General features: G+C 67.4%; 19 protein-coding genes. 10 read left to right on the top strand and 9 right to left on the bottom strand.

All coding sequences use genetic code 11. From position 1 onward, the window contains the following. Nucleotides 1-134: 134 nt before the first annotated feature. Nucleotides 135-2390: an NADP-dependent malic enzyme gene (locus BN1959_RS03745; protein WP_053947372.1), complete on the bottom strand. Its 2256-nt coding sequence runs from the start codon at nucleotides 2388-2390 to the stop codon at nucleotides 135-137. A 118-nt stretch (nucleotides 2391-2508) separates the two neighbouring features. Continuing rightward, nucleotides 2509-3603, bottom strand: coding sequence for a M24 family metallopeptidase (locus tag BN1959_RS03740; protein ID WP_053947371.1), 1095 nt, complete (start codon nucleotides 3601-3603; stop codon nucleotides 2509-2511). A gap of 106 nt (nucleotides 3604-3709) precedes the next feature. Between BN1959_RS03740 and BN1959_RS03735 the strand changes: the two genes are divergently transcribed. Next, on the top strand, nucleotides 3710-4552 hold the full coding sequence (locus tag BN1959_RS03735; protein WP_053947370.1) for a COX15/CtaA family protein: 843 nt from the start codon (nucleotides 3710-3712) through the stop codon (nucleotides 4550-4552). Between the two features lie 207 nt (nucleotides 4553-4759). Next, on the top strand, nucleotides 4760-5242 hold the full coding sequence (locus BN1959_RS03730; protein ID WP_053947369.1) for a hypothetical protein: 483 nt from the start codon (nucleotides 4760-4762) through the stop codon (nucleotides 5240-5242). Between the two features lie 9 nt (nucleotides 5243-5251). On the opposite strand, the gene BN1959_RS03725 is transcribed toward BN1959_RS03730, so the two are convergent. Genes BN1959_RS03725 through BN1959_RS03715 form a run of 3 tightly spaced genes read right to left on the bottom strand, consistent with a single transcriptional unit; the run spans nucleotide 5252 to nucleotide 7354 of the window. Continuing rightward, nucleotides 5252-6706, bottom strand: a complete 1455-nt coding sequence (locus BN1959_RS03725) for a replication factor C large subunit (protein WP_053947368.1) — start codon at nucleotides 6704-6706, stop codon at nucleotides 5252-5254. A 42-nt stretch (nucleotides 6707-6748) separates the two neighbouring features. Continuing rightward, nucleotides 6749-7123 carry a PIN domain-containing protein gene (locus BN1959_RS03720; protein ID WP_053947367.1) on the bottom strand — a complete coding sequence of 125 codons (375 nt, stop codon included), beginning with the start codon at nucleotides 7121-7123 and terminating at the stop codon, nucleotides 6749-6751. Continuing rightward, the gene (locus BN1959_RS03715) at nucleotides 7124-7354 is read right to left on the bottom strand and encodes an AbrB/MazE/SpoVT family DNA-binding domain-containing protein (protein ID WP_053947366.1); all 231 of its coding nucleotides are present in this window, start codon (nucleotides 7352-7354) and stop codon (nucleotides 7124-7126) included. Nucleotides 7355-7586: 232 nt separating this feature from the next. Between BN1959_RS03715 and BN1959_RS03710 the strand changes: the two genes are divergently transcribed. Further along, nucleotides 7587-8225, top strand: coding sequence for a GNAT family N-acetyltransferase (locus tag BN1959_RS03710; protein WP_053947365.1), 639 nt, complete (start codon nucleotides 7587-7589; stop codon nucleotides 8223-8225). Beyond that, nucleotides 8222-8896, top strand: coding sequence for a GNAT family N-acetyltransferase (locus tag BN1959_RS03705; protein ID WP_321164384.1), 675 nt, complete (start codon nucleotides 8222-8224; stop codon nucleotides 8894-8896). The genes BN1959_RS03710 and BN1959_RS03705 overlap by 4 nt, the downstream gene beginning before the upstream one ends. Nucleotides 8897-8902: 6 nt before the next feature. On the opposite strand, the gene BN1959_RS03700 is transcribed toward BN1959_RS03705, so the two are convergent. Both BN1959_RS03700 and BN1959_RS03695 read right to left on the bottom strand, forming a co-directional pair. Then, nucleotides 8903-9388 carry a GNAT family N-acetyltransferase gene (locus BN1959_RS03700; RefSeq protein ID WP_053947364.1) on the bottom strand — a complete coding sequence of 162 codons (486 nt, stop codon included), beginning with the start codon at nucleotides 9386-9388 and terminating at the stop codon, nucleotides 8903-8905. Between the two features lie 65 nt (nucleotides 9389-9453). After that, nucleotides 9454-10092, bottom strand: a complete 639-nt coding sequence (locus tag BN1959_RS03695; protein ID WP_053947363.1) for a metal-dependent hydrolase — start codon at nucleotides 10090-10092, stop codon at nucleotides 9454-9456. Nucleotides 10093-10212: 120 nt separating this feature from the next. Between BN1959_RS03695 and BN1959_RS03690 the strand changes: the two genes are divergently transcribed. The 5 genes from BN1959_RS03690 (at nucleotide 10213) to hmgB (ending at nucleotide 16186) form a co-directional block, all read left to right on the top strand. Continuing rightward, nucleotides 10213-11100 (top strand): TatD family hydrolase, encoded by an 888-nt coding sequence (locus BN1959_RS03690; protein WP_053947362.1) that lies wholly within the window; start codon nucleotides 10213-10215, stop codon nucleotides 11098-11100. An 82-nt stretch (nucleotides 11101-11182) separates the two neighbouring features. Beyond that, on the top strand, nucleotides 11183-11770 hold the full coding sequence (locus BN1959_RS03685; protein ID WP_053947361.1) for a DUF2150 family protein: 588 nt from the start codon (nucleotides 11183-11185) through the stop codon (nucleotides 11768-11770). 39 nt (nucleotides 11771-11809) lie between these two features. After that, nucleotides 11810-13822, top strand: coding sequence for a hypothetical protein (locus BN1959_RS03680; protein ID WP_053947360.1), 2013 nt, complete (start codon nucleotides 11810-11812; stop codon nucleotides 13820-13822). A gap of 11 nt (nucleotides 13823-13833) precedes the next feature. Beyond that, on the top strand, nucleotides 13834-14766 hold the full coding sequence (locus BN1959_RS14640; RefSeq protein ID WP_053947359.1) for a type IV pilin N-terminal domain-containing protein: 933 nt from the start codon (nucleotides 13834-13836) through the stop codon (nucleotides 14764-14766). Between the two features lie 82 nt (nucleotides 14767-14848). Beyond that, the gene (hmgB, locus tag BN1959_RS03670; protein WP_053947358.1) at nucleotides 14849-16186 is read left to right on the top strand and encodes a hydroxymethylglutaryl-CoA synthase; all 1338 of its coding nucleotides are present in this window, start codon (nucleotides 14849-14851) and stop codon (nucleotides 16184-16186) included. Nucleotides 16187-16196: 10 nt separating this feature from the next. Here the strand turns inward: hmgB and BN1959_RS03665 are convergent, their stop codons facing one another. Next, nucleotides 16197-17141: an aminopeptidase gene (locus tag BN1959_RS03665; protein ID WP_053947357.1), complete on the bottom strand. Its 945-nt coding sequence runs from the start codon at nucleotides 17139-17141 to the stop codon at nucleotides 16197-16199. A gap of 96 nt (nucleotides 17142-17237) precedes the next feature. On the opposite strand from BN1959_RS03665, the gene BN1959_RS03660 reads away from it, so the two are divergent. Next, nucleotides 17238-18269 carry a type II glyceraldehyde-3-phosphate dehydrogenase gene (locus BN1959_RS03660; RefSeq protein WP_053947356.1) on the top strand — a complete coding sequence of 344 codons (1032 nt, stop codon included), beginning with the start codon at nucleotides 17238-17240 and terminating at the stop codon, nucleotides 18267-18269. Nucleotides 18270-18272: 3 nt separating this feature from the next. Here BN1959_RS03660 and BN1959_RS03655 read toward each other — a convergent pair whose 3' ends face one another. Next, nucleotides 18273-19502: a phosphoglycerate kinase gene (locus BN1959_RS03655; protein WP_053947355.1), complete on the bottom strand. Its 1230-nt coding sequence runs from the start codon at nucleotides 19500-19502 to the stop codon at nucleotides 18273-18275. Between the last annotated feature and the right edge of the window lie 114 nt (nucleotides 19503-19616).

Below are 19616 nucleotides of genomic sequence, written 5' to 3'. Positions count from 1 at the left end.
ACCGCATACCGCCCGCCGGCGGCGGAATCCGTCAGTAAAACACTGTGAGAACCCGGGAGTAAAAGCAGCTGTTGTGCCTAAATTCGGGGGAAAACGGCGCGGATTGCCGGTACGACCGGCGCCCGTGTCGGCGACTACTCTCCCTGTGCGTCGACGGCGGCGACGCCGGCGAGGTTGACGATGTCCTTGACCTCGTCGCCGCGCTGCATGACGTGGACGGGCTCGTCCATCCCCACGAGCATCGGGCCGATCGCCTCCGCGCCGCCGAGGCGCTGGAGCAGCTTGTACGCGATGTTGCCGGCCTCCAGGTTCGGGAAGACGAGCACGTTCGCGGGCTCGTCGAGTTCGGAGAACTCGTAGGTGTCGGTCAGGATCTCCTCGACCACCGCGGTGTCGGCCTGCATCTCGCCGTCGACCGGGAAGTCGACGTCCGGGTCCTCACGCAGGCTGGCGGCGGCGGCGCGGGGCTTGCGGGTGCCCTCGTTCTCCACGGAGCCGAAGTTGGAGTAGGACAGCAGCGCCGCACGCGGTTCGACGTTGAACCGTCGTGCGAGCTCGGCGGTGTGTCTGGTGATCTCATCCAGCACCTCCTCGTTGGGGTCCTGATTCACCGTCGCGTCCGCGATGAACACGACGCGGTTCTTGAACGTCAGCATGTAAACGCCGGCCGCGTAGTCGGCATCGTCAGCGGTGCCGATCACTTCGAGCGGCGGCCGGAGCGCCGACGGGTAGTGGTGGGTCAGACCCGTCAGTAGCGCGTCGGCGTCGCCGGCCTCCACCATCGCGCTCCCGAGGTAGTTGGTGTCTCGGCGGATCAGCTCGCTCGCCTCACTCCGGGTGACCCCCTTGCGCTGGCGGAGCTCGTACAGCCGGTCGGCGTACCCTTCCGTCTCGTCGACGCGTGGGTCGACGATCTCCGGGGTGAAGTCGAGCCCGAGCTCGTCGGCGATCCCCTCGATCTCGTCGCTGTTACCGAGCAGCACCGGGTCGCCGATCCCCTGCTCCTGGATCTGGGCGGCGGCGCGGACCATCTTCTCGTCGGTCCCCTCCGCGAGCGCGATGCGCTGGTCGGTGCTTTTCGCCTTGTTGAGCACGACCCGCATCATCTCGCGGGACTTGCCCAGCCGGGCTTCGAGCTTCTCGGAGTACGCCTCGGTGTCGATCTCCGTCCGGGCGACCCCCTCCTCCATCGCCGCCTCGGCGACGGCGGGCGCCACCTCGAACAGCACGCGCGGGTCGACCGGCTTGGGGATGACGTACTCGGGGCCGTACTGGAGCGGCTGGTCGCCGTAGGCCTTGACGACCGCGTCGGGTACGTCCTTGCGGGCGAGTTCGGCCAGGGCCTCCGCGGCGGCCATCTTCATGTTCTCGGTGATGCTCGTCGCGCGCACGTCGAGCGCGCCCCGGAACAGGAACGGGAACCCGAGCACGTTGTTCACCTGATTCGGGTAGTCCGAGCGGCCGGTGGCCATGATCACGGTGTCGTCGCGGGCCGCGCGGGCCGACTCGTAGTCGATCTCGGGTTCGGGGTTGGCCATCGCGAACACGATCGGGTTCTCGGCCATCGACGCCACCATCTCCTGTGAGACGATGCCGCCGACGGAGAGGCCGACGAACATGTCCGCATCCTCCATCGCGTCCGCGAGGTCGCCCTCGGGCAGGTCGCGGGCGAACTCCTTCTTGTACGCGTTCACGTCGTCGTTCTCGGCGCGCTGTTCGGTGATGATCCCCGAGGAGTCACACATCGTGATGTTGTCGGGGTCGGCGCCGAGTTCGACGTAGAACTTCGCGGTGGCGATCGCCGACGCGCCGGCGCCGGAGAACGTGATCTCCATCTCGGAGATGTCCTTGTCGAGGATGTCGACCGCGTTGAGCAGCCCCGCGCCGCTGATGATCGCGGTCCCGTGCTGATCGTCGTGGAACACGGGGATGTCCATCGACTCACGCAGGCGCTGTTCGATCTCAAAACACTCCGGGCCCGCGATGTCTTCGAGGTTGATCCCGCCGAAGGTGGGCTCCATCGCCTCGACCGACCGGCAGAACGCGTCCACGTCGGTCTCGTCGAGCTCGATGTCGAACACGTCGATGTCGGCGAAACGCTTGAACAGCACGCCCTTCCCCTCCATCACGGGCTTGGACGCCTGTGCGCCGATATCGCCGAGTCCGAGCACGGCCGTCCCGTTCGAGACGACGCCGACCATGTTCCCCTTGGCGGTGTACTCGAACGCCCGCTCCTCGTCCTCGTCGATGTCGAGACACGGCGCCGCGACACCGGGCGAGTACGCGAGCGAGAGGTCCCGCTGCGTGTTCGTCGGCTTCGTCGTCGAAATCTCGATCTTGCCGGGCGGATCAGTTCGGTGATACTCCCGTGCGTCGTCGTCGAGTCCCATACGCCCGACTGACTCGGCGTGGTCAAAAAGCTATCCACCGCGTCGTAACCAGGTTCGACGGTTGTCGAACCACGTTCTCGTCGTTGAGGTCGCCGAACTCCGTTCTCGCTGTCGAGTGTCAGGGTGCGTACGGCGCGTGACGTTCGAGCGTCAGATCGAAGCCGACCGCCGCGGCGTCGAACGTGGGCCAGTTCGGCGTCGCCGTCAGACACTCAAAGCCGTCGTCCCCCACGAGGTAGGTGTCCTCGCTCCGTGCGCCGCCGACCACGGGGTTGAACGCGTAACCCATCGGCGCCCGCACGTCGTGGCTCGCATCGGGCGCCGCGAGCCACTCGCGCCGCGTGAACCCCGCCGCGCCGCCCTGCTCGCCGTGCTGCCACGCGTCCGGGAAGCCGAGTTCGTCGTACGCCTCGCGGATCGCCGCGAACACCTCCCCGGCCGTGCCGTCGGCCGCCGCCTCGCGGGTCGCCGCCAGCGCGGTCGCCTCGGCCCGCGCCGCGGCGCGGAACTGCGCCTCGAAACGCTCCGGCGGGTCGAACGCGACCGTTCGCGTGAGCGAGGCGTGGAGCCCGCGGCGCTCGGCGGTGACGGTCACGACCGCGTAGTCGCCGAGTTCGTCGGCGCCCGCCGGCGGGGAGTGGTACGCTTCCGCGCGCTCGCTGCCCGCGACGCGGACCACGGGGGCGGTCATCTCGCCCGAGGAGAGCGCGATCCGCAGCGCGGACGCGGCCTCGTACTCGGCGTCGCCCGGTTCGAGCTCCCGGCAGACGCGTTCGACCGCGGCGGCGGTCTCCTCCGCCAGCGAGCGGTAGCGCTCCACGTCCTCGGCGGCGAGGGGCTGCCGGAGCGAACCGGCGTCGACGCCGTCCAGTCCGGGAGCGTCGAAGTCGGCGGCGCCCGGGCCGGGCGATTCGGCGGCGACAGCCTCCCCTAGGGACTCGTACCACGGCACCGCCTCGACGGCGAAGGCGTCGGGGAGTTCCTCGCTACCGATGCGTTCGGCCTCGCCTGCGGGCGCGACGGCGCGGAACGCAGGCGCGCCGTCGGGGACGTAGCCCGCGGCCGCGACGCCGACGCCGTCCTCGTCGGCGGGCGTGTTCCGCCCGCCGGTGAGCCACGCGAACGCGTTCGGCCGGGCGAACCAGACGGCGTCCCCGCCCGTCGCCGCCAGATACGCGTCGAGGCGGTCGGCGCGGGCGTCGAGGTCGACCATACCGGCGCTGGCGGCGGCGGCGACTTGAACGCCCCGACTCCGACTCCCGCGCGCGAGCGCGCCTGCAACGGAACGCCCAAGTGACCGCGAGCCCGAGTTCCGGCGAATGAAGCGTCCCAGCTACCGGCGGTTCGCCCTGTTCACCACGGCGCTCACCGGGGTTCTGGTCGCGCTCGGCGTCTACACCGCGGCGACGGGCTCCGGGCTGGCCTGCTCCCAGCAGTGGCCGCTGTGTGACGGGGGTGTGCTGCCACAGACGATCCCGAGTTTCATCGAGTGGTTCCACCGCCTCGTCGCGATGATCACCGGGTTCGTGATCGTTGGCGTCGTCGCCGCCGCGTGGCGCGGCGATCAGAACCGCCGGACGGCGCTGTACGCCACGGCGGCACTGGTCCTCCTCCCGTTCCAGATCTCCGTGGGCGCGATCACGGTGACGCTCAACGGTGCGATCCCGTGGGGGTACTCGGTGCCGACCCACGCCGCCCACCTGCTGTTCGCGCTGAGCATCTTCACCGCGCTGACGCTGTCGACGCTCACCGCCTACCGCGGCCACTACGAACGCTCGCTGTTCGAGCGGGGCCGACTCGCCGTCGGCGCGGCGCTGCTGGTGATCCCCGCGAACTTCCTGGTCAGCCGAGTCAGCCCGCTGATCGACTACGGGCCGCCCGCACAGGGTGCGTTCGCGCTGACCGCGCTGGCGGCCTTCGCCGCGTTGGTCGCCGCCGCCGTCTGGCTGCCCGACACGTCGCTCGCGCGCTACCGGCCGGGCGTGTTCGTCGCCGGCGCCGCGATGTTCCTCGTGACGCTGCTCGGCCGCGATCTGGTGGTGTACACCGACGAGGCTCGCCTCGTGAACGGGCTGCTCTACCTCGTCGCGTTCGTCGCGACAGCCGTCGTGGCCTACGCGGCCCGCGAGGGCTCCGGCGAGGAGCGCCACTCGCTGGCCTGAGACAGCGACGTCGCCTCTCCCCGTTTTCGGCACCCACGACCCCGCCATCAGGAACGTATCGTCGACCGCCGTCGGCTCCGTGCTCTCGCCGAGGTCGGCAGGCACGACCCCGCCATCAGGAGCGTATCGCCGACCGTCGTCGGCTCCGTGCTCTCGCCGAGGTCGGCAGTCCAAACCCTCTTCCCCTCACCCCGACAGCTACTGCCCATGCAGCGGTCACGCCGCGCCGTCCTCGCCGCCGTCCCCGTCGCGCTCGCCGGCTGTGGCCGGTCGCTCCGGGAGAACACGGTCCCCGGCGGCCTCCACGTCCGGAACCGCCGGAGCGAGCCCGTCACCGTCACGGTCCGTGCAGCGCAGCTCCCCGAGCGCGACGGGGGTAGCGGCGGCGGTATCGGAATCACGGAGTCGCCGACGGCGACCCCGGAGACGCCCCGGGACGTCGATTTCGAGGAGCCCGAGGCGACCGGCGAGTACCGGCTCCGGGCGGACGGCGAGCGGATGGTCTCCGACTTCTTCCCGCGAGCGGGACGCTGGGCGTTCGAAGCCGTCGTCGACTCCGGGAACGGGGGCGACGGCGACCGCACGCGGATCGTGCTCCACGCCGCGCTGCCCGGCCCGACCGGCGCCGACACGATAGTCGTCACCGTTAGACAGCAGCGAGTGACTGCGCGGGCGACGACCGTCGACTGAGAACGCCGACTAGACGAAGTCCGAGAGCCCCGCCTGCGAGTCGTCCGCCTCTTCCTCCTCGGAGTCGTCCGGCTCCGGTTCCGCCGCGTCGTCCTCCGGGGTCGACTCGGCGTCGCCGGATGCTGCCTCCTCGGCCTCGTCCTCACGGTCCGGGAGCTCGCCCGCGAACGCGCCGCCGGCGTGCTCCTCCATCTGTTCCTCGCGGAGTTCTTCGGCGTCCGCGACGATCCCCTGTACCTTGTTGGTGGACTCGCCACTACCCGAGACCGCCGCGAGGTCCTCCTCGTCGAACTCGAAGTACGCCGTCACGGCGACCGCGAGCTCGCGGGGCTTGCAGTGGTGGATCATCGCCGAGAGGAACGGGAGCACCTCCCGCCGGGCGGTCTCGATGCTCAGCCCGCCCGAGACCGCGATCTTCCGGCAGATCTCGTCGATCGTCGCGTCCGAGGCGGGCCACATCTGTGGTCGCCCGCCGTACTGCGTCCAGCCGCCGGAGGTGCCGTCCCGCGAGGCTGCGACGCCCGCGGCGGTGTTGTCGGTGACGTAGCGCCAGTAGGAGTAGTCCTGGGTGGCCTGGACGCGGCCCAGCCAGCGGTCGGCGTTCGCGAGGAACTCGTAGGCCCGGACGGTCTCCTCGGGCTCGTACACCTTCATCACCTTGTCCTCGACCCACGCCGTGAGGTCGTCCGGCGTCTCGTCGGCGTCGTAGGCGACGTGCAGCGCGTCCTGTGCGCTCTCCTCCTCCTTCAGAATCGCGTCGAGGACAGTGAAAATGCCCGCCGTGGTGTCGCGGTCGCCGGTGACCACGTCCTCGACGGTGAGGTGCTCTTTCCCCTCGGCGGTCGCTTGCAGGTCCTTCACCGCGCCGCGGAGATCGCCGCTGTTGGCGTCGGCGATGCGCTGGAGCGCGTCGGCGTCGAACTCGACCCCTTCCTTCCGGCAGATGTCCCGGAGGACGGGGACGATCGAGCGCGCGGACACGTCTCGGAACTCGATGTCTTGGCAGGCGTTCCGGAGCCCGCGGCTCATCTCGTAGAACTCGTTGGCGATCAGGACGATCGGCTGGTTCGACTCCTTCACCAGTTTGGTGATCGCCTGTGCGCCGCCCCGGTCGTAGTTGCCGTGGATGTTGTCGGCCTCGTCGACGATGACGAGCTGGCGCCCCCCCTCGTCGGTGGAGTCGCCGCCGAGGGTCTCGTTGCGCGCCGCGCGGCCGGCGAACCGCTCGATCTTGTCGGCGGTGCGCTGGTCGGAGGCGTTGAGTTCGACCGTCTCCCAGCCCATGTCCGACGCCAGCGCGTGGGCCGCGGAGGTCTTCCCCACCCCGGGGCTGCCGTAGAGGATCACCGCCTCCCGGTGGTCATCCCACGTCTGCCCCCACTCCTCGAAGGCGTCGCGGGCCTTGTCGTTCCCCCGGACCGCCGAGAGCGTGTCGGGCCGGTAGGACTCGGTCCAATCAGCCATTACCGGAGGGAGGTGGCTGCGGTGGTTAGTTGTTCCGGAGCATCAGTCTTCACCCACCTCCGTCAGGTCGAGTCGTGGTGCGAACCCCTCGTACGTCCCGTCGCTGGAGACGACAGTATCGCCGTCCGACTCGACGAGGTGGAGCGCGTCGAACGGAGTGAAGTCGTGGGCTTCGACGTACGTCGCTGCCGCGACGACCGTATCGACGTCGCCACGAACCTCGATAAGCTCGGCGGCGTTCGTCACGATCTGTGCGGTATCCCGCTCTTCACGATACGCGACAAGCAGGAGTTCGATGAGCGTGAACTGCGAGGTCCACAGCTCGTCCCGATACTCCCGGTACACTGACTCGGCTGCGTCACCGAGCCAATCTTCGTCTTTGAGGAGTGCGAGCAGGAAATCTGTTTCCGCGTACATTCAGTGGCCCGCCTCTTCGAGTGCCGCCTCGCGCGCCTCGTCGCGAAACTCCTCAGCCGACTTATCGATATCGGCGAACTCCTCTCTGAGCGCGGCAAGCGGGTCGTCGGCGATCGGAACGAGCTTGATACCGTCGTGGAGTTCGACGACACGATAGCGGTCCCCGTACCGCTCCCGCATCTCCTTCGGGAGCGTTAGCCGCCCTCGATCGTCGAGAGTCACGTCCGACATAGACGCGTGTTATGTGGGAAGATACAAAATTATTCCCCAGATACCCGGATTATCCCACAGAATAGCCGATGCCGTCGTCAGCGTCGAAACCCCGTCGAAGCTAGCGAGTGTATCGAGTACACCATCGTTGGCGAGTCGGCCGCCGCGGGATGAACCGTTCGGTGGTACGTCGTATGCAAGCGCTCCCCACAGCCGAGGCAGACTTTTTCAGTTCCCCGACATCCTCACGAGTATGTTCCCCGCGATCATCGAGACCGAGCGACTCCGGCTGGAGCCACGGACGCCCGAGTACGTCGACGTGTTCGAGCTGTACGACCACTGCCGGGCTGGCCACCCACACATCGACGAGATCACCGAGTACCTGCCGTGGGAGCCACACCCCCACCCGAAGGCGACGGTCGAGTTCCTCGAAGGCGGCGTCGAGCTCCGCGAGGAGCACGAGGGGGCCGACTACGTCATCCGGCCGAAGAAGAGTGAGGACGGGGCCGGCGAGATCGCCGGCTTCGGCGGCCTCACGCTCGACTGGGACACCGACAGCGCCGAGCTCGGCACGTGGCTCCGCAAGCCGTTCTGGGGGCGGGGCTACTCGGGCGAGCGCGCGCTGGCGCTGGCCGAGCTGGCGTTCGAACACCTCGATCTCGAGGTTGTCACCGTGACCCACGACGCCGACAACGAGCAGTCGGAACGAGCGATCGAGAAGTACATCGACCGCATGGGCGGCCGCCGCGAGGGGACGCTGCGGAACTTCCACAGCGACGGCGACGGGCCCGTCGACGTCGTGCGCTACAGCGTCACGCAGTCGGAGTACCACGACGCCGACCCGGACCACGAGGTGACGTTCCTCGACCACGAGGGGGAGCTCTGGGCGTGAGCGACCTGTTCCCCGAGACGGTGCTGACCGACCGACTGTGGCTGGTGGGGGCGGACACCGCCGACGCGGACGCGCTCGATCTGTACGAGCACTGGCGCGAGGGAGCGCCGGACATCGAGGAGACCACCGAGTACCTCACGTGGAGCCCGTACGACCACCCACACGGCGTCGCGGAGACGCTGGCGGACGTGGCCGAGCGCACCGAGAACGATGAGGGAGCGATGTACCTGCTCCGTCTCCGCGAGGGGAAGCCCCGTGAGGAGCGACGCTCCGCTGGCAGCCAGGCGGAGCCCGGCGACGGGGCGGGCGAGTTCGCCGGGACGGCGGGGTTGTTCGCCGACTGGGACTCACGGGTCGGGGGTCTCGGAATGTGGCTCCGCAAACCGTTCTGGGGACGCGGCTACTCCGGCGAGCGCGCCGACGCGCTGCTCCGGCTAGCGTTCGATCGTCTCGACCTCGATCTGGTCCGGGTTTCACACCTCCCCGAGAACGAGAACTCCGAGCGCGCGATCACGAAGTACGTCGAGCGCCACGGCGGCCGGCGCGCCGGGCGGTTCCGGAACCGCGTGAGCTTCGACGACGGGATCGTCCACGACACGATCGAGTATTCGGTGAGCCAGCCGGAGTGGCGCGAGGCCGACGGCGCCAACACCACCGTCGAGTTCCGGTAGATCCCCTCAGAGCTTCCGGGCGACCATCTCGCCCCAGTGCTCGAAGCCGTGGCGCTCGTAGAACGCCCCCGCCCGCTCGTTCTCCCGGTCCACGTCGAGCACGAGACGGTCCAAGGGGAGGTCCTGATCGCGGGCGAGCGAGACGGCGGCGTCCATCAGGTCGTCGGCGACACCGGTCCCGCGGTGGTCGGGCGCGACGTAGAGTTCGTTCAGGACGGCGGCGTCCCAGATGAACCGGTGGGATTCGGGCAGGACGAACACGTAGCCGACCACGCCCTCCTCCTCGGCCGCGACCGTGACACACCGCGGGTCGGCGTCGACACAGCGCTCGACCCACTCGAACCACGCCTCGCGGTACTCCGCGTCGAGTTTTCCCTCGTACTTCGCCTGCTTCTGCTCGCCGCCGGTGCCGCTGCCGAGGCCGAGTTCGAAGGCGCGCTTGCAGTCCCACAGCCCCTCCGCGTCGTCGGGTTCGTACGGGCGGATCTCCATGGGTGCCGTGGCGCCCGATCGGTGTTGAGGCTATCGCTCCCGCGGGGGATCCGGGGACGTGCGGTTCAGCGCCCGCGAGTCTGCCACGAGCGCACGCCCACCGTCGCCGCCGAGAGCCCGACGAGCATGAGCTGCCAGCCCGCCGTCACCAGCGGGAACACGCGCTCGACCGGCCCGTCGTCTTCCTGCCACGGCGTCGGGTTCGCGCCGGTGCTGTACCGCGTGTTCTCGGTGGTCGACGGCCGGGAAGTCTCCTCGGGGGTCGGCGAGAGATCGACGAACGTCTGCACCACGCCCTCCGTCGTCGAGAGTTTCAGTTCGCCGTCGACCGTGTAGAACTGGTCGTGAAGCGGCCAGAGCGCGTTGACGCCGTTGGTGACCATGTCCGGCAGGATCCCCCCAGCAAGCAGCGCGACGACCGCGACGGCGGCGACGTAGGGTGCGTTCCTGCCCCACCGCTGTCGAAGCCACGAACGGTCGCGTCGGCTGTCGGCGTACACGACCGCGCCGAGCAGCGTAGGGAGGAAGAGCGTGTGGAGCGCGGAGCGGTGGGCGCCCGCGATCACGGGAGCGAGGAAGGAGTCCAGATCGGGAACCGCGGCGGCGATCAGCACGACCGCGATGGCTTTCGGCGTGAACCGATCGCCCAGCAGCGCGGCGCCGACGAGACCGCCGACGGCGACGTGGACCAGCGTCGATGGCACGCGTGTGGGTGAGCGACACACGGGTATAGCGTTTGTGTCGGCCACAGCGATGGTCGACAGCCCGCAGGGCGCCGGCGCGACAGGACAGCGTTCAAGGGTCGGTCGCCCCGCCGTACGGGTATGGACGAACTCGACACGCCGGTGCTGGACAACCACCTCCACCTCGATCCCGAGCACGGACAGGGGATGGACGCAGTCCGGGACTTCGAGCGACTGGGCGGCACCCACCTGCTCGTCGTGAACAAGCCCTCGTGGCACCTCGGGCCAGTGCCGAGCGAACGGGCCGACTTCCGGCGAGCGTTCGAGGCGACGCTCGACGCCGTCGCCGACGCAAACGAGATCCTGCCCGGGACGGCGTGGCCCGTGCTTGGCGTGCATCCGGGGCTGATCAGCCACCTGCTCGAGGAGGGGTACAGCCCCGAAGAAGCCCGGGACCTGATGCAGTCCGGGCTCGACCTCGCCGCGGAGTACGTCTCCGGCGGCGGCCGGACGTCGCCGCCGTCCGATGCAGGCGACGAGCGCGCGCTGGCACTCAAGACAGGGCGCCCCCACTACGAAGTCAGCGACGCGGTGTGGGACGCCTCGAACGCGGTGCTCAAACACGGGCTCGAACTGGGCGCCGAGCACGACTGCGCGGTCCAACTCCACACCGAGGGAACCGACGACCTCACCGAGGTCGCCGAGTGGGCCGAAGCGCGCGGGCTGCCGGCCGAGAAGGTGGTAAAGCACTACGCCGGCGGCGAGCTCGCGGGGCCGACGCCGAGCGTGATGAGCGAGAAAGAACGCCTGCTGACGGCCGCCGAGGCGGGCGAGCCGTTCCTGATGGAGACGGACTTCGTCGACGATCCGGACCGGCCGGGGGCGGTGCTGGGGCCGAAGACCGTCCCGCGGCGCGTTCGGTGGCTACTGGAAGAGGGTCACGACGACGCCGTGGTGCACGCCCACGTCGAGACGCCGAAAGACGTGTACGGGATCGACACCGTCGCGACGCTCGATCGGGAGGAGTAAGCCGCTCGACCGTGCTATGTGGTGTCTCGCTCGGTGTAGCCGATAGGAAAACCCTTTGCGTCCTGGGGGAGCACATGGGGGCATGACCGACGAAGACGAGCCCGTGGAGACGTTCTACACCGAGGAGCGCTGGCAGAACTGGATCGATCGCCTGCGCGAGGAGGATCTGGACCTCGAGGACGAGGACTCCGCGCGCCTCCTGATGAACCTCCAAGAGGACACCGCCATCGCGGTCGCGAAGGTAGTCGAATCCTACGAGGACGGCACGATCGACGAGGAGCGCGCCCACGACGAGCTCACGGAGATGCAGGAGATCGTACTCGCCGAGGCGCCCCTCGAAAACGAGGAGAAGGCGATGCTGATCGAGAGTGTCCAGATGAGCCTCGAAGTCGTGTTCTACGCCGCCCAGGAGTACATCGCCGCAGGGGCGGCCGAGGAGGCGAGCGTCGAGGAGTACATCGACGCCGCCGGCGACGCCGAGGCCGAGGAGGACATCGACACCGCGGTCGGCTACATCGTTCAGGCCGGGACGCGCGTGATCGACGGCGACGAGATCGACCCCGCGCTGGCCGAGGAGATGGAGTACGGGCTGGTCGCGGAGTGGGTCAACGGGCTCGAGTCGCTGCAGAACGCGCTGGCGTCGCCGGAAACCGTTGAAGAAGAGGACTGACAGCGCACCTTTTTGCGTGCCGGGCGTCTGAGTAGGTGTATGGAGTTCTGGGGTGACGACCGGGGGCAGTCCATCCAAGTCGGGGCGATACTGCTGTTCGGCTTTCTCGTTATCGCCCTCACTACGTACCAGACGACGGTCGTCCCCCAACAGAACGCCGAGATCGAGTACAACCACAATCAGGCGGTCGGGATGGATATGCTTGACCTCCGGAACGACCTGCTCACAGCGGGACGGACCGGACGAACGACCGCGACGACAGTGCAGTTGGGCACCAGATACCCCGCCCGTGCGGTGTTCATTAATCCACCACCACCGTCGGGCAACATCGAGACCGTGGGGACGAGTGATGAGAGCGTGAACGTCACAATTGGGAACGCGACCGCAGATGGGGATGTAGGTGACTACTGGAACGGGAGCGACCGGGCGTTCAATACGGGAGCGATCGTTTACTCCCCGAACTACAACGAGTACCAGAACGCGCCCGATACGGGGATTGATACCGGCACTGGTGTCGTTTTCAACGCACAACAAGACGCGAAGATACCCACCACCGACCAGCAGCTGATTCAGGGGAACCGTATCAATCTCGTCCTCCTCGCGGGGGATCTCAGTAAAGGTGGCTCGTACGCCACCTCCCTCGATGTCCGCTCGGTGAGCAGTTCAGAGAACACGGTCGAGATCGACAGCGATCAAAACGTCACGATCACGCTCGCGACTCGGCTGAGCGTCGAGCATTGGGAAGACTTGACTAGCGAGGAACGAGTGCTGACTGTCGAGCCAGCAGGCTCGGTCGACGAGGAGTTCGACCGCATCAGGTTGGTGCTGGAGCCTGGGAACTACGAACTCAGTGTCTCGAAGGTTAGTGTCGGCACGGTCGGCAGTGAAGGGCAGACTGCGGCGGTGTATCTGACTGCAGTCAGTGGTGATTCGACGGTCAGCGAGAACACTGAGCAGACCGTTCGGTTCGAACTTCGGGACGAGCTCAACAATCCGACCGGTGAACGGAATGTGACGATCTCGATCAACAACATGTTAGGATGTGTCTACATAGACAATCCAAGCAGTTGTAGGTCGACCACCACGGCGAACACCAGCGAGCACGACGGCAAGATCGACGTACAGTACCGAGCACCCGACAACATAGACGGAAATGCGCAATCAGTTACGATGGAAGCGACCTTCGACGACAACAGCTCGGCCGCGGAGCGCGCTCAAGTGAACCTCACCGTTGTGAACATCGACGGGAGCGGTACCGGCAACAACGGCGGTGGCGGTGTCCCGGGGTCAGACGGTAGCGGAAACGAGTACGTTGCATTCAACGACACGAACGGGGACGGCCAGTACCAGAGCGGTGAGACGCGCTACACGGCATCCGACCTGAACGGCTACTCGAATCCGAACACGGATTTGGTCATCGCCGACTCGCTGAGTACGAACGACAAGATCAGCATTGACGAGGCGAGGAGTTTCACCGTCAAAGACAGGGCGACCGTATCAAGCAAGAACGACTTTACAGTCTCGAGTGACGTCGGGGATACGACTATCGGGGGAACTGTCGAGTCCCGGAACGGAAAAGTCACACTTGACCCCGAGGGGCAACTCGATATCAATAGCGGGGCCCTCAAGGCGAAAAACGAAATCAAGCTGAGCCCCGAAGGAGCACTCAGCGCACGGGGAGCGACCATGGAGTCGAGCAACGGGAAAATCACAATCGTGCCCGAGGGGAGCGTCGACATCACCGACGGGGCGATCAAGGCGAAAAACGAGGTAAGTATCGATTCAATTGGTGCCCTAGACGCTAGACGGACGACGATCGAGTCGACGAATGGAAAGGTGTCGCTGTCGGCGACGAACGGGATCGATCTCCGACAGTCAACTGTCCAAGCAAAGAACGAACGGTCGGCGTCGCTCGACTCCGAGAACACACAGTTACAAGTCGAGGGGATGGAGATCCTGGATCAGGCGGGGAATGCGGCGACATTGAACGCGGAAGTGGAGGACGATGACCAGGTGGTGGGCGAGCCGAGCATTGGCGAAGTCGAGAGCTGACCCCACCAGATATGCTCCTAGACACCCGCGCACAGTCCGAATCCATCGGCGTCATCCTCCTCGCGGGAGTCCTCGTGCTCTCGGTCGGTGCCTTCGGCGCTTTCTATCTCCCGACGCTCGACGACGGCGGCGACCGACCGCTGTTCTCCATCGAGGGCGACACCGATCCCCCGAACGTGACGATCACTCACGCCGGGGGTGACTCCGTCGGTGCGGGAGAGCTACGGCTCTCCGTCGAGGTGAACGGGAGCCGGGTCGCCTACCCCCCACTCGGGGAGGAGTTCACACCTGGGGAGACGTGGTCGGTGAACGTCTCCGAGTATGCGAACGTCAGCCGCGGGTCTGTCGTCGGCGTGACGCTGTACCATCTGCCTAGCGAGAGCCGACTCTACAGTGAGGAGTGGGCCGTGGGGGAGGAGTGGATGCGGACGGTCACTACGAGCACGCCTGCCAGTACCGCGACACCCATCGCAACGCCCACCGCAACACCCACCGCGACACCCACCGCAACACCCACCGCAACACCCACCGCGACACCCACCGCGACACTCACCGCGACGCCCACCGCTACTCCCACCGCAACCCCGTCAGGGCCTGACACCACAGACCCAACTATCGAGTCATTCGAGATAATTGCGGACAACACGACGACTGAGCAGAGACAAGGGTTCTTCGGCCCTTACACGGCTTCAAAGGCGAACGTTACAGTGTCTTGGGAGGTGTACGATAACCGAAAGATTTCGGATGTATCCATTACGATGGAGCAAAGAGTGCTGTTCTATCGGAGCCAAGTCGATGCAGCTTCGTACAGTGCATCTACAGCCGGGGAAACCACTCTTGTACAAGATGACTACACTGGCGGGAACACCTACCTAATCACGATCACGGTTACCGACGAAGCGGGCAACACGGCGAGTGAGACGATCGAGTTCCAAGCAGGATAACCGACACCTCTAATTATTTATTTCCACAATCGACGTAACCCTCATCGACAAACCCAAATAGCCAACCGTCACACACGGAACCATGACTACCGTGGGCATCGACGCCGTCGAGATCTGGGCGGGCAAGACCAAACTCGATCTCCCGGGCACGTTCGCCCCGGAGAAGGACGAAGACCCGGACAAGTACCGGAAGGGGCTGGGGCTGGAGAACTCCTCGTTCCCGGACGTGTACGAGGACATCGTCACGATGGGCGCTAACGCCGCCAAGCGCCTGATGGACCGCAAGGGCCTGAAGCCGGACGACATCGGCCGCATCGACGTGGCGACCGAGTCCGCGTTCGACAACTCAAAGCCCGTCTCCACGTACATCGCGGGCTGTCTGGAGGAGGTGTACGACGGCGACTTCCACCACGCCAACAAGGGCGAGCGGAAGTTCGCCTGCATCGCCGGGACGCAGTCAATCGACGATGCGTACAACTGGATCAAGGCGGGCCGCAACCGCGGCCGCTCCGCGATCGTCGTCGCGACCGACACCGCACTCTACGCCCGCGGCTCCAGCGGGGAGGCGACCCAGGGCGCCGGCGCTGTCGCGATGCTGATCACCGAGGACCCCAGCCTCGTCGAACTCTCGACGGAGCAGGGGTACGGCAGCGCCGACGAGACCGACTTCCTGAAGCCGAACCAGCAGTTCCCGAGCGTCGACGGCAAGCGCTCGATGCAGGTGTACCTCGCCCGGATGCGCGAGGCCGTCGAGGACTTCGAGTCCGTCGCGTGGGACATGCACCCCGACGACTTCACGTACATCCCGTTCCACACGCCGTTCCCGGGGATGGTCCGGAAGGCGGGCCTGCTGGGCTACCGGCACATGATCCGCGACACCGAGATCGAGGACGAGCTCGCCGACGAGATCGGGCGCCAGCCCCGCGAGAGCGAGTTCGAGGACTGGGACGCCTACGAGGACGCGATCCAGGAGTACATGGACGAGCTCAAGCGCACCGACACGTACCAGTCGTGGTACGCCGACACCATCGAGCCGACGCTGTCGATCGCCCGAGAGGTCGGGAACTGGTACACCGGCTCGGTCCACGTCGCCCGCGCGAGCGCGCTGAAGCAGGCCGCCGCGGAGGGTCGTGATCTCGCCGGCGAGAAGCTCCTCGTCGGCTCCTACGGCTCGGGCGCGCAGGCGGAGATCCACGCCGAGACCGTCGCCGACGGCTGGCTCGACGAGATCGAGAAGCTGAACATCGACGAACAGCTCGACGCGCGCTACGATCTCGACTTCGAGGAGTACGAGCAGATCCACGACGTCCACAACCACGACATGACCGTCGACGTCGAGGAGTTCACCACGCCCGACGGCGAGTTCGTGTTCGCCGGCCGCGGCCGGATGAACGAGCGGCTGTACGAGTACGTCGAATAGCCCGACAGTCTCACTCGGGCAGGCTGATTTCCTCGCCGTCGGCGTACACCGTCGGCGCGCGGAGGATCCCGTCGAGGTGGATCGGCGCCTCGGTCTCCCCGCCGATCGAGGCGTTGTCGCCGATCGCGATGTGGACCGTGCCGGCGGCTTTCTCGTCGAGCAGCACCGAACCCACGAGCTCGTCGACACCGACGTTGGTCCCGATCCCGAGCTCCGCGACGTTGGTCGCGGCGTCGCCGACTTCCTCGCGGGCAGCGTCCACGTTCTCCCGAACCGCCTCGTCGGAGATGTGGGTGACGTGGCCGTCGTCGACCTCGAATCGGAGCTCTTGGTCCTCCTCGAGCAGCCCGTGGGGCATCATCGTCCCGTCGACGACGAACGTCCCGTCGGCGCTCTCAGGGGCCACGAACACCTCGCCCGCGGGGAGATTCGAGAAGCTCCCCAACTCACGGATCATCCCGGTGTCCTCGTGCCATCCCCGACCGTCGACGTCGAACGTGATGTCGGTCCCGGCGGGGCTGGTCACCCGGACCTCGTCGGCGTTCTCGACCTGTTCGAGCACCGCCTCACAGTGCTCGGCGATGGCCTCGTAGTCGGCGTCGAGCCCTTCGACCATCACGCGCTCGGTGATTCCCGGGAGGGTCGCGCCGCGGGCGCCCGCCTCGCAAGCGGCCGAGCGGGCCCGGGTGTGCGAGAGGCTGCGCGTCGTCGGCGCGAGGAACGCGTCGGCGCTCTTCATCGCCGCCGCGACGGGCTCGGGCGGCTCCTGCCCGTGCTGCTCGCCCGGCGGGTACTGGAGATACGTCGCGTCGTCGGTTACCTCGGCGGCTACCTCGTACAGCGCCTCCGCGATCGGGCGGCGCTCGTCGTCGGTCACGATCGCGATCGACTCCTCGGCTCCGAGATCGAGACACTGGTGGATCGCCGTCTCGGCGGCGTTGCGAAGATCGGTCACGGAGCGAAGTTCGCCCGAAGGGTGAATAGATGTTGCGACGGGCGGCAGTCGGGCGGAACCGCCGCCTACTTATCGGCTAGCGCCCCATCTCGAACCATGATCCAAGTCGGTGTGGTCGGCTACGGCACGATCGGGAAACGCGTCGCCGACGCGGTCGTCGCACAGCGCGACATGAAGATCGTCGGCGTCGCCAAGACCTCGCCCAACTTCGAGGCCGAGGCCGCCGTCTCGAAGGGGTTCGACCTCTACGCGGCTGTCGAGGAACGCCGCGAGCTGTTCGACGAGGCGGGCATCGCCGTCGCGGGCGACCTCGACGACCTCGTGAGCACCGCGGACGTGATCGTCGACGCGACGCCCAGCGGCATCGGCGCCCAGAACCGCGAGGTGTACGAGGCCCACGACACGCCCGCGATCTACCAGGGCGGCGAGGACGCCGACGTGGCGGACACGTCGTTCAACGCCCGCGCGAACTTCGAGGACGCGGTCGGCGCCGACCACGTCCGCGTCGTCTCCTGTAACACCACCGGGCTCTCCCGGCTGCTCGCGCCGCTCCGAGAGGAGTACGGCGTCGAGAAGTCCCGCGTGACGCTCGTCCGGCGCGGCGGCGACCCCGGCCAGACCGGTCGCGGCCCGATCGACGACATCCTCCCCGACCCCGTCTCGCTGCCGAGCCACCACGGCCCGGACGTGAAGACGATCTTCCCCGACCTCGACATCGACACGCTCGGGCTGAAGGTGCCGGCGACGCTGATGCACATGCACTCGGTGAACGTCACGCTCGAGAGCGACGCCGACGCCGAGGACGTTCGGGAGCTCCTACGCGAGGAGTCCCGGCTGTTCCTGATCCCCGAGTACGCGGGGATCGACGGCGCCGGCAAGCTCAAGCAGTTCGCGCTGGACGCCGGGCGCTCCCGCGGGGACATCTGGGAGAACTGCATCTGGGGCGAGTCGATCGCCGTACGGGGCGACGATCTCTACCTGTTCCAAGCGATCCACCAGGAGTCAGACGTGGTGCCCGAGAACGTCGACGCGATCCGGGCGATCACCGACTCCGCGAGCAAAGCCGAGAGCATCGCGACCACCAACGAGACCCTCGGGATGGGGCTGGGCCGGACGTTCGAGCGGTAGTCCCTACTCGGGCCGGTTCGCTGCCAGCGCCTCGACGGCAACCAGCGGCTCGCCCGTGAGCGCGCGGATGTACGCCCCGCCAGCGATCGAGACGTGTGAGAACTGCGCCTCCTCGAGCCCGTACATCCCGATCGCGCGGGAGGTGTCGCCGCCGCCGACGACCGAGAAGCAGTCGGTCTCGGCGATCTGTTCGAGCACCTCGACGGTGCCGTCGGCGAAACGCTCGTCCTCGAACACGCCCAGCGCGCCCTTCACGAACACCGCCTCGCTGTCGGCGACGATCTCCTGGAAGGTGTCGATCGACGCCGAACCGATGTCGAGAAAGGAGGTGCTCTTCTCGTCGATCTGCCAGAGCGCGATCTCGGCGCGGCCGCCGTACTCGTTCTCGTAGGCCAGATCCAGCGGCAGGTGGATCTGGTCGCCGCGCTCGTCGAGTACCGAGCGGATCGTCTCCTCGTTCTCGGCCCACTGCTGGTCGTAGCGGTCCGAGTCGCCGATGTCGTAGCCGACGGAGTGGCCGGCCGCACGGAGGAACAGCTCGCCAGCGATGCCGCCCAGACAGAACGCGTCGACCTTGTCGCCGATCGCGTCCATCACCTGAATCACGTCGGTCGCCTTGGTGCCGCCGACGACCATCGTCACCTGTCCGTCGAACTCGCGGGTGGCGATCGCGGAGTTGGCGTCGTACTCCGTCTCCATCACCCGGCCGGCGTAGGCTGGGAGCGCGTACGGGAAACCGACGAGGGAGGCGTGACCGCGGTGGGCCGCGGAGTAGGCGTCGTTGACGTAGGCGTCCGCGGCCTCGGCGAGGCGAGTGACCAGCCGCGACTGGGCGTGGTCCTCGGGCTCGCGGTCGGCGAGTTCGTCGTCGTCCATCCGGACGTTGTCGAGCAACAGCACGTCGCCGGGGTCGGCGTCCTCGATCGCGTCGATTGCGGTCGGCCCGCAGATGTCGTCGACGAACTGGACGTCCCGGTCGAGGTGGGCGGCGAGCACGCCGGCGTGCTGGTCGAGATGCGTGAAGTCGTCGCGGCCGGGGCGACCCTGGTGGGCCAGACAGATCACCCGGTGGCCGGCGTCGGCCAGCTCGGCGACGGTTCGGGCGTGGCGCTCGAACCGGCGGTTGTCCCGGACCGTGCCGTCCTCGATCGGGGAGTTGAGGTCGAGTCGGACCAGTACCCGCGCCTCGGAGAACCGCTCGTCGAACGCGTCGAGCGTCGCGAAAGAACCCATCGTCGCGCGATTCGTTGTTGGGACACTTCAAACCGAACGGTTTCGGCGTCCGGGGTGGGGAAAACCACGCGAACGAGCGGCGACCCCCGCCGACAGAAGGCTTTTGCCCGGCCC

Origin of the sequence: Halolamina sediminis (assembly GCF_001282785.1) — an archaeon.
Taxonomy (GTDB): Archaea; Halobacteriota; Halobacteria; order Halobacteriales; family Haloferacaceae; genus Halolamina; species Halolamina sediminis.
The sequence above is the reverse complement of the archived record's forward strand: the minus strand, read 5'-3'. Positions and strand labels throughout refer to the sequence as shown.

Bases quoted from the DNA above. Each gene is read 5' to 3' on its own strand.
- BN1959_RS03660 (WP_053947356.1), top strand. From the start codon at position 17,238: ATGATCCAAGTCGGTGTGGTCGGCTACGGCACGATCGGGAAACGCGTC.
- BN1959_RS03685 (WP_053947361.1), top strand. From the start codon at position 11,183: ATGACCGACGAAGACGAGCCCGTGGAGACGTTCTACACCGAGGAGCGC.
- BN1959_RS03655 (WP_053947355.1), bottom strand. From the start codon at position 19,502: ATGGGTTCTTTCGCGACGCTCGACGCGTTCGACGAGCGGTTCTCCGAG.
- BN1959_RS03690 (WP_053947362.1), top strand. From the start codon at position 10,213: ATGGACGAACTCGACACGCCGGTGCTGGACAACCACCTCCACCTCGAT.
- BN1959_RS03710 (WP_053947365.1), top strand. From the start codon at position 7,587: ATGTTCCCCGCGATCATCGAGACCGAGCGACTCCGGCTGGAGCCACGG.
- BN1959_RS14640 (WP_053947359.1), top strand. From the start codon at position 13,834: ATGCTCCTAGACACCCGCGCACAGTCCGAATCCATCGGCGTCATCCTC.
- BN1959_RS03680 (WP_053947360.1), top strand. From the start codon at position 11,810: ATGGAGTTCTGGGGTGACGACCGGGGGCAGTCCATCCAAGTCGGGGCG.
- BN1959_RS03740 (WP_053947371.1), bottom strand. From the start codon at position 3,603: ATGGTCGACCTCGACGCCCGCGCCGACCGCCTCGACGCGTATCTGGCG.
- BN1959_RS03725 (WP_053947368.1), bottom strand. From the start codon at position 6,706: ATGGCTGATTGGACCGAGTCCTACCGGCCCGACACGCTCTCGGCGGTC.
- BN1959_RS03745 (WP_053947372.1), bottom strand. From the start codon at position 2,390: ATGGGACTCGACGACGACGCACGGGAGTATCACCGAACTGATCCGCCC.
- hmgB (WP_053947358.1), top strand. From the start codon at position 14,849: ATGACTACCGTGGGCATCGACGCCGTCGAGATCTGGGCGGGCAAGACC.
- BN1959_RS03715 (WP_053947366.1), bottom strand. From the start codon at position 7,354: ATGTCGGACGTGACTCTCGACGATCGAGGGCGGCTAACGCTCCCGAAG.
- BN1959_RS03720 (WP_053947367.1), bottom strand. From the start codon at position 7,123: ATGTACGCGGAAACAGATTTCCTGCTCGCACTCCTCAAAGACGAAGAT.
- BN1959_RS03700 (WP_053947364.1), bottom strand. From the start codon at position 9,388: ATGGAGATCCGCCCGTACGAACCCGACGACGCGGAGGGGCTGTGGGAC.
- BN1959_RS03730 (WP_053947369.1), top strand. From the start codon at position 4,760: ATGCAGCGGTCACGCCGCGCCGTCCTCGCCGCCGTCCCCGTCGCGCTC.
- BN1959_RS03735 (WP_053947370.1), top strand. From the start codon at position 3,710: ATGAAGCGTCCCAGCTACCGGCGGTTCGCCCTGTTCACCACGGCGCTC.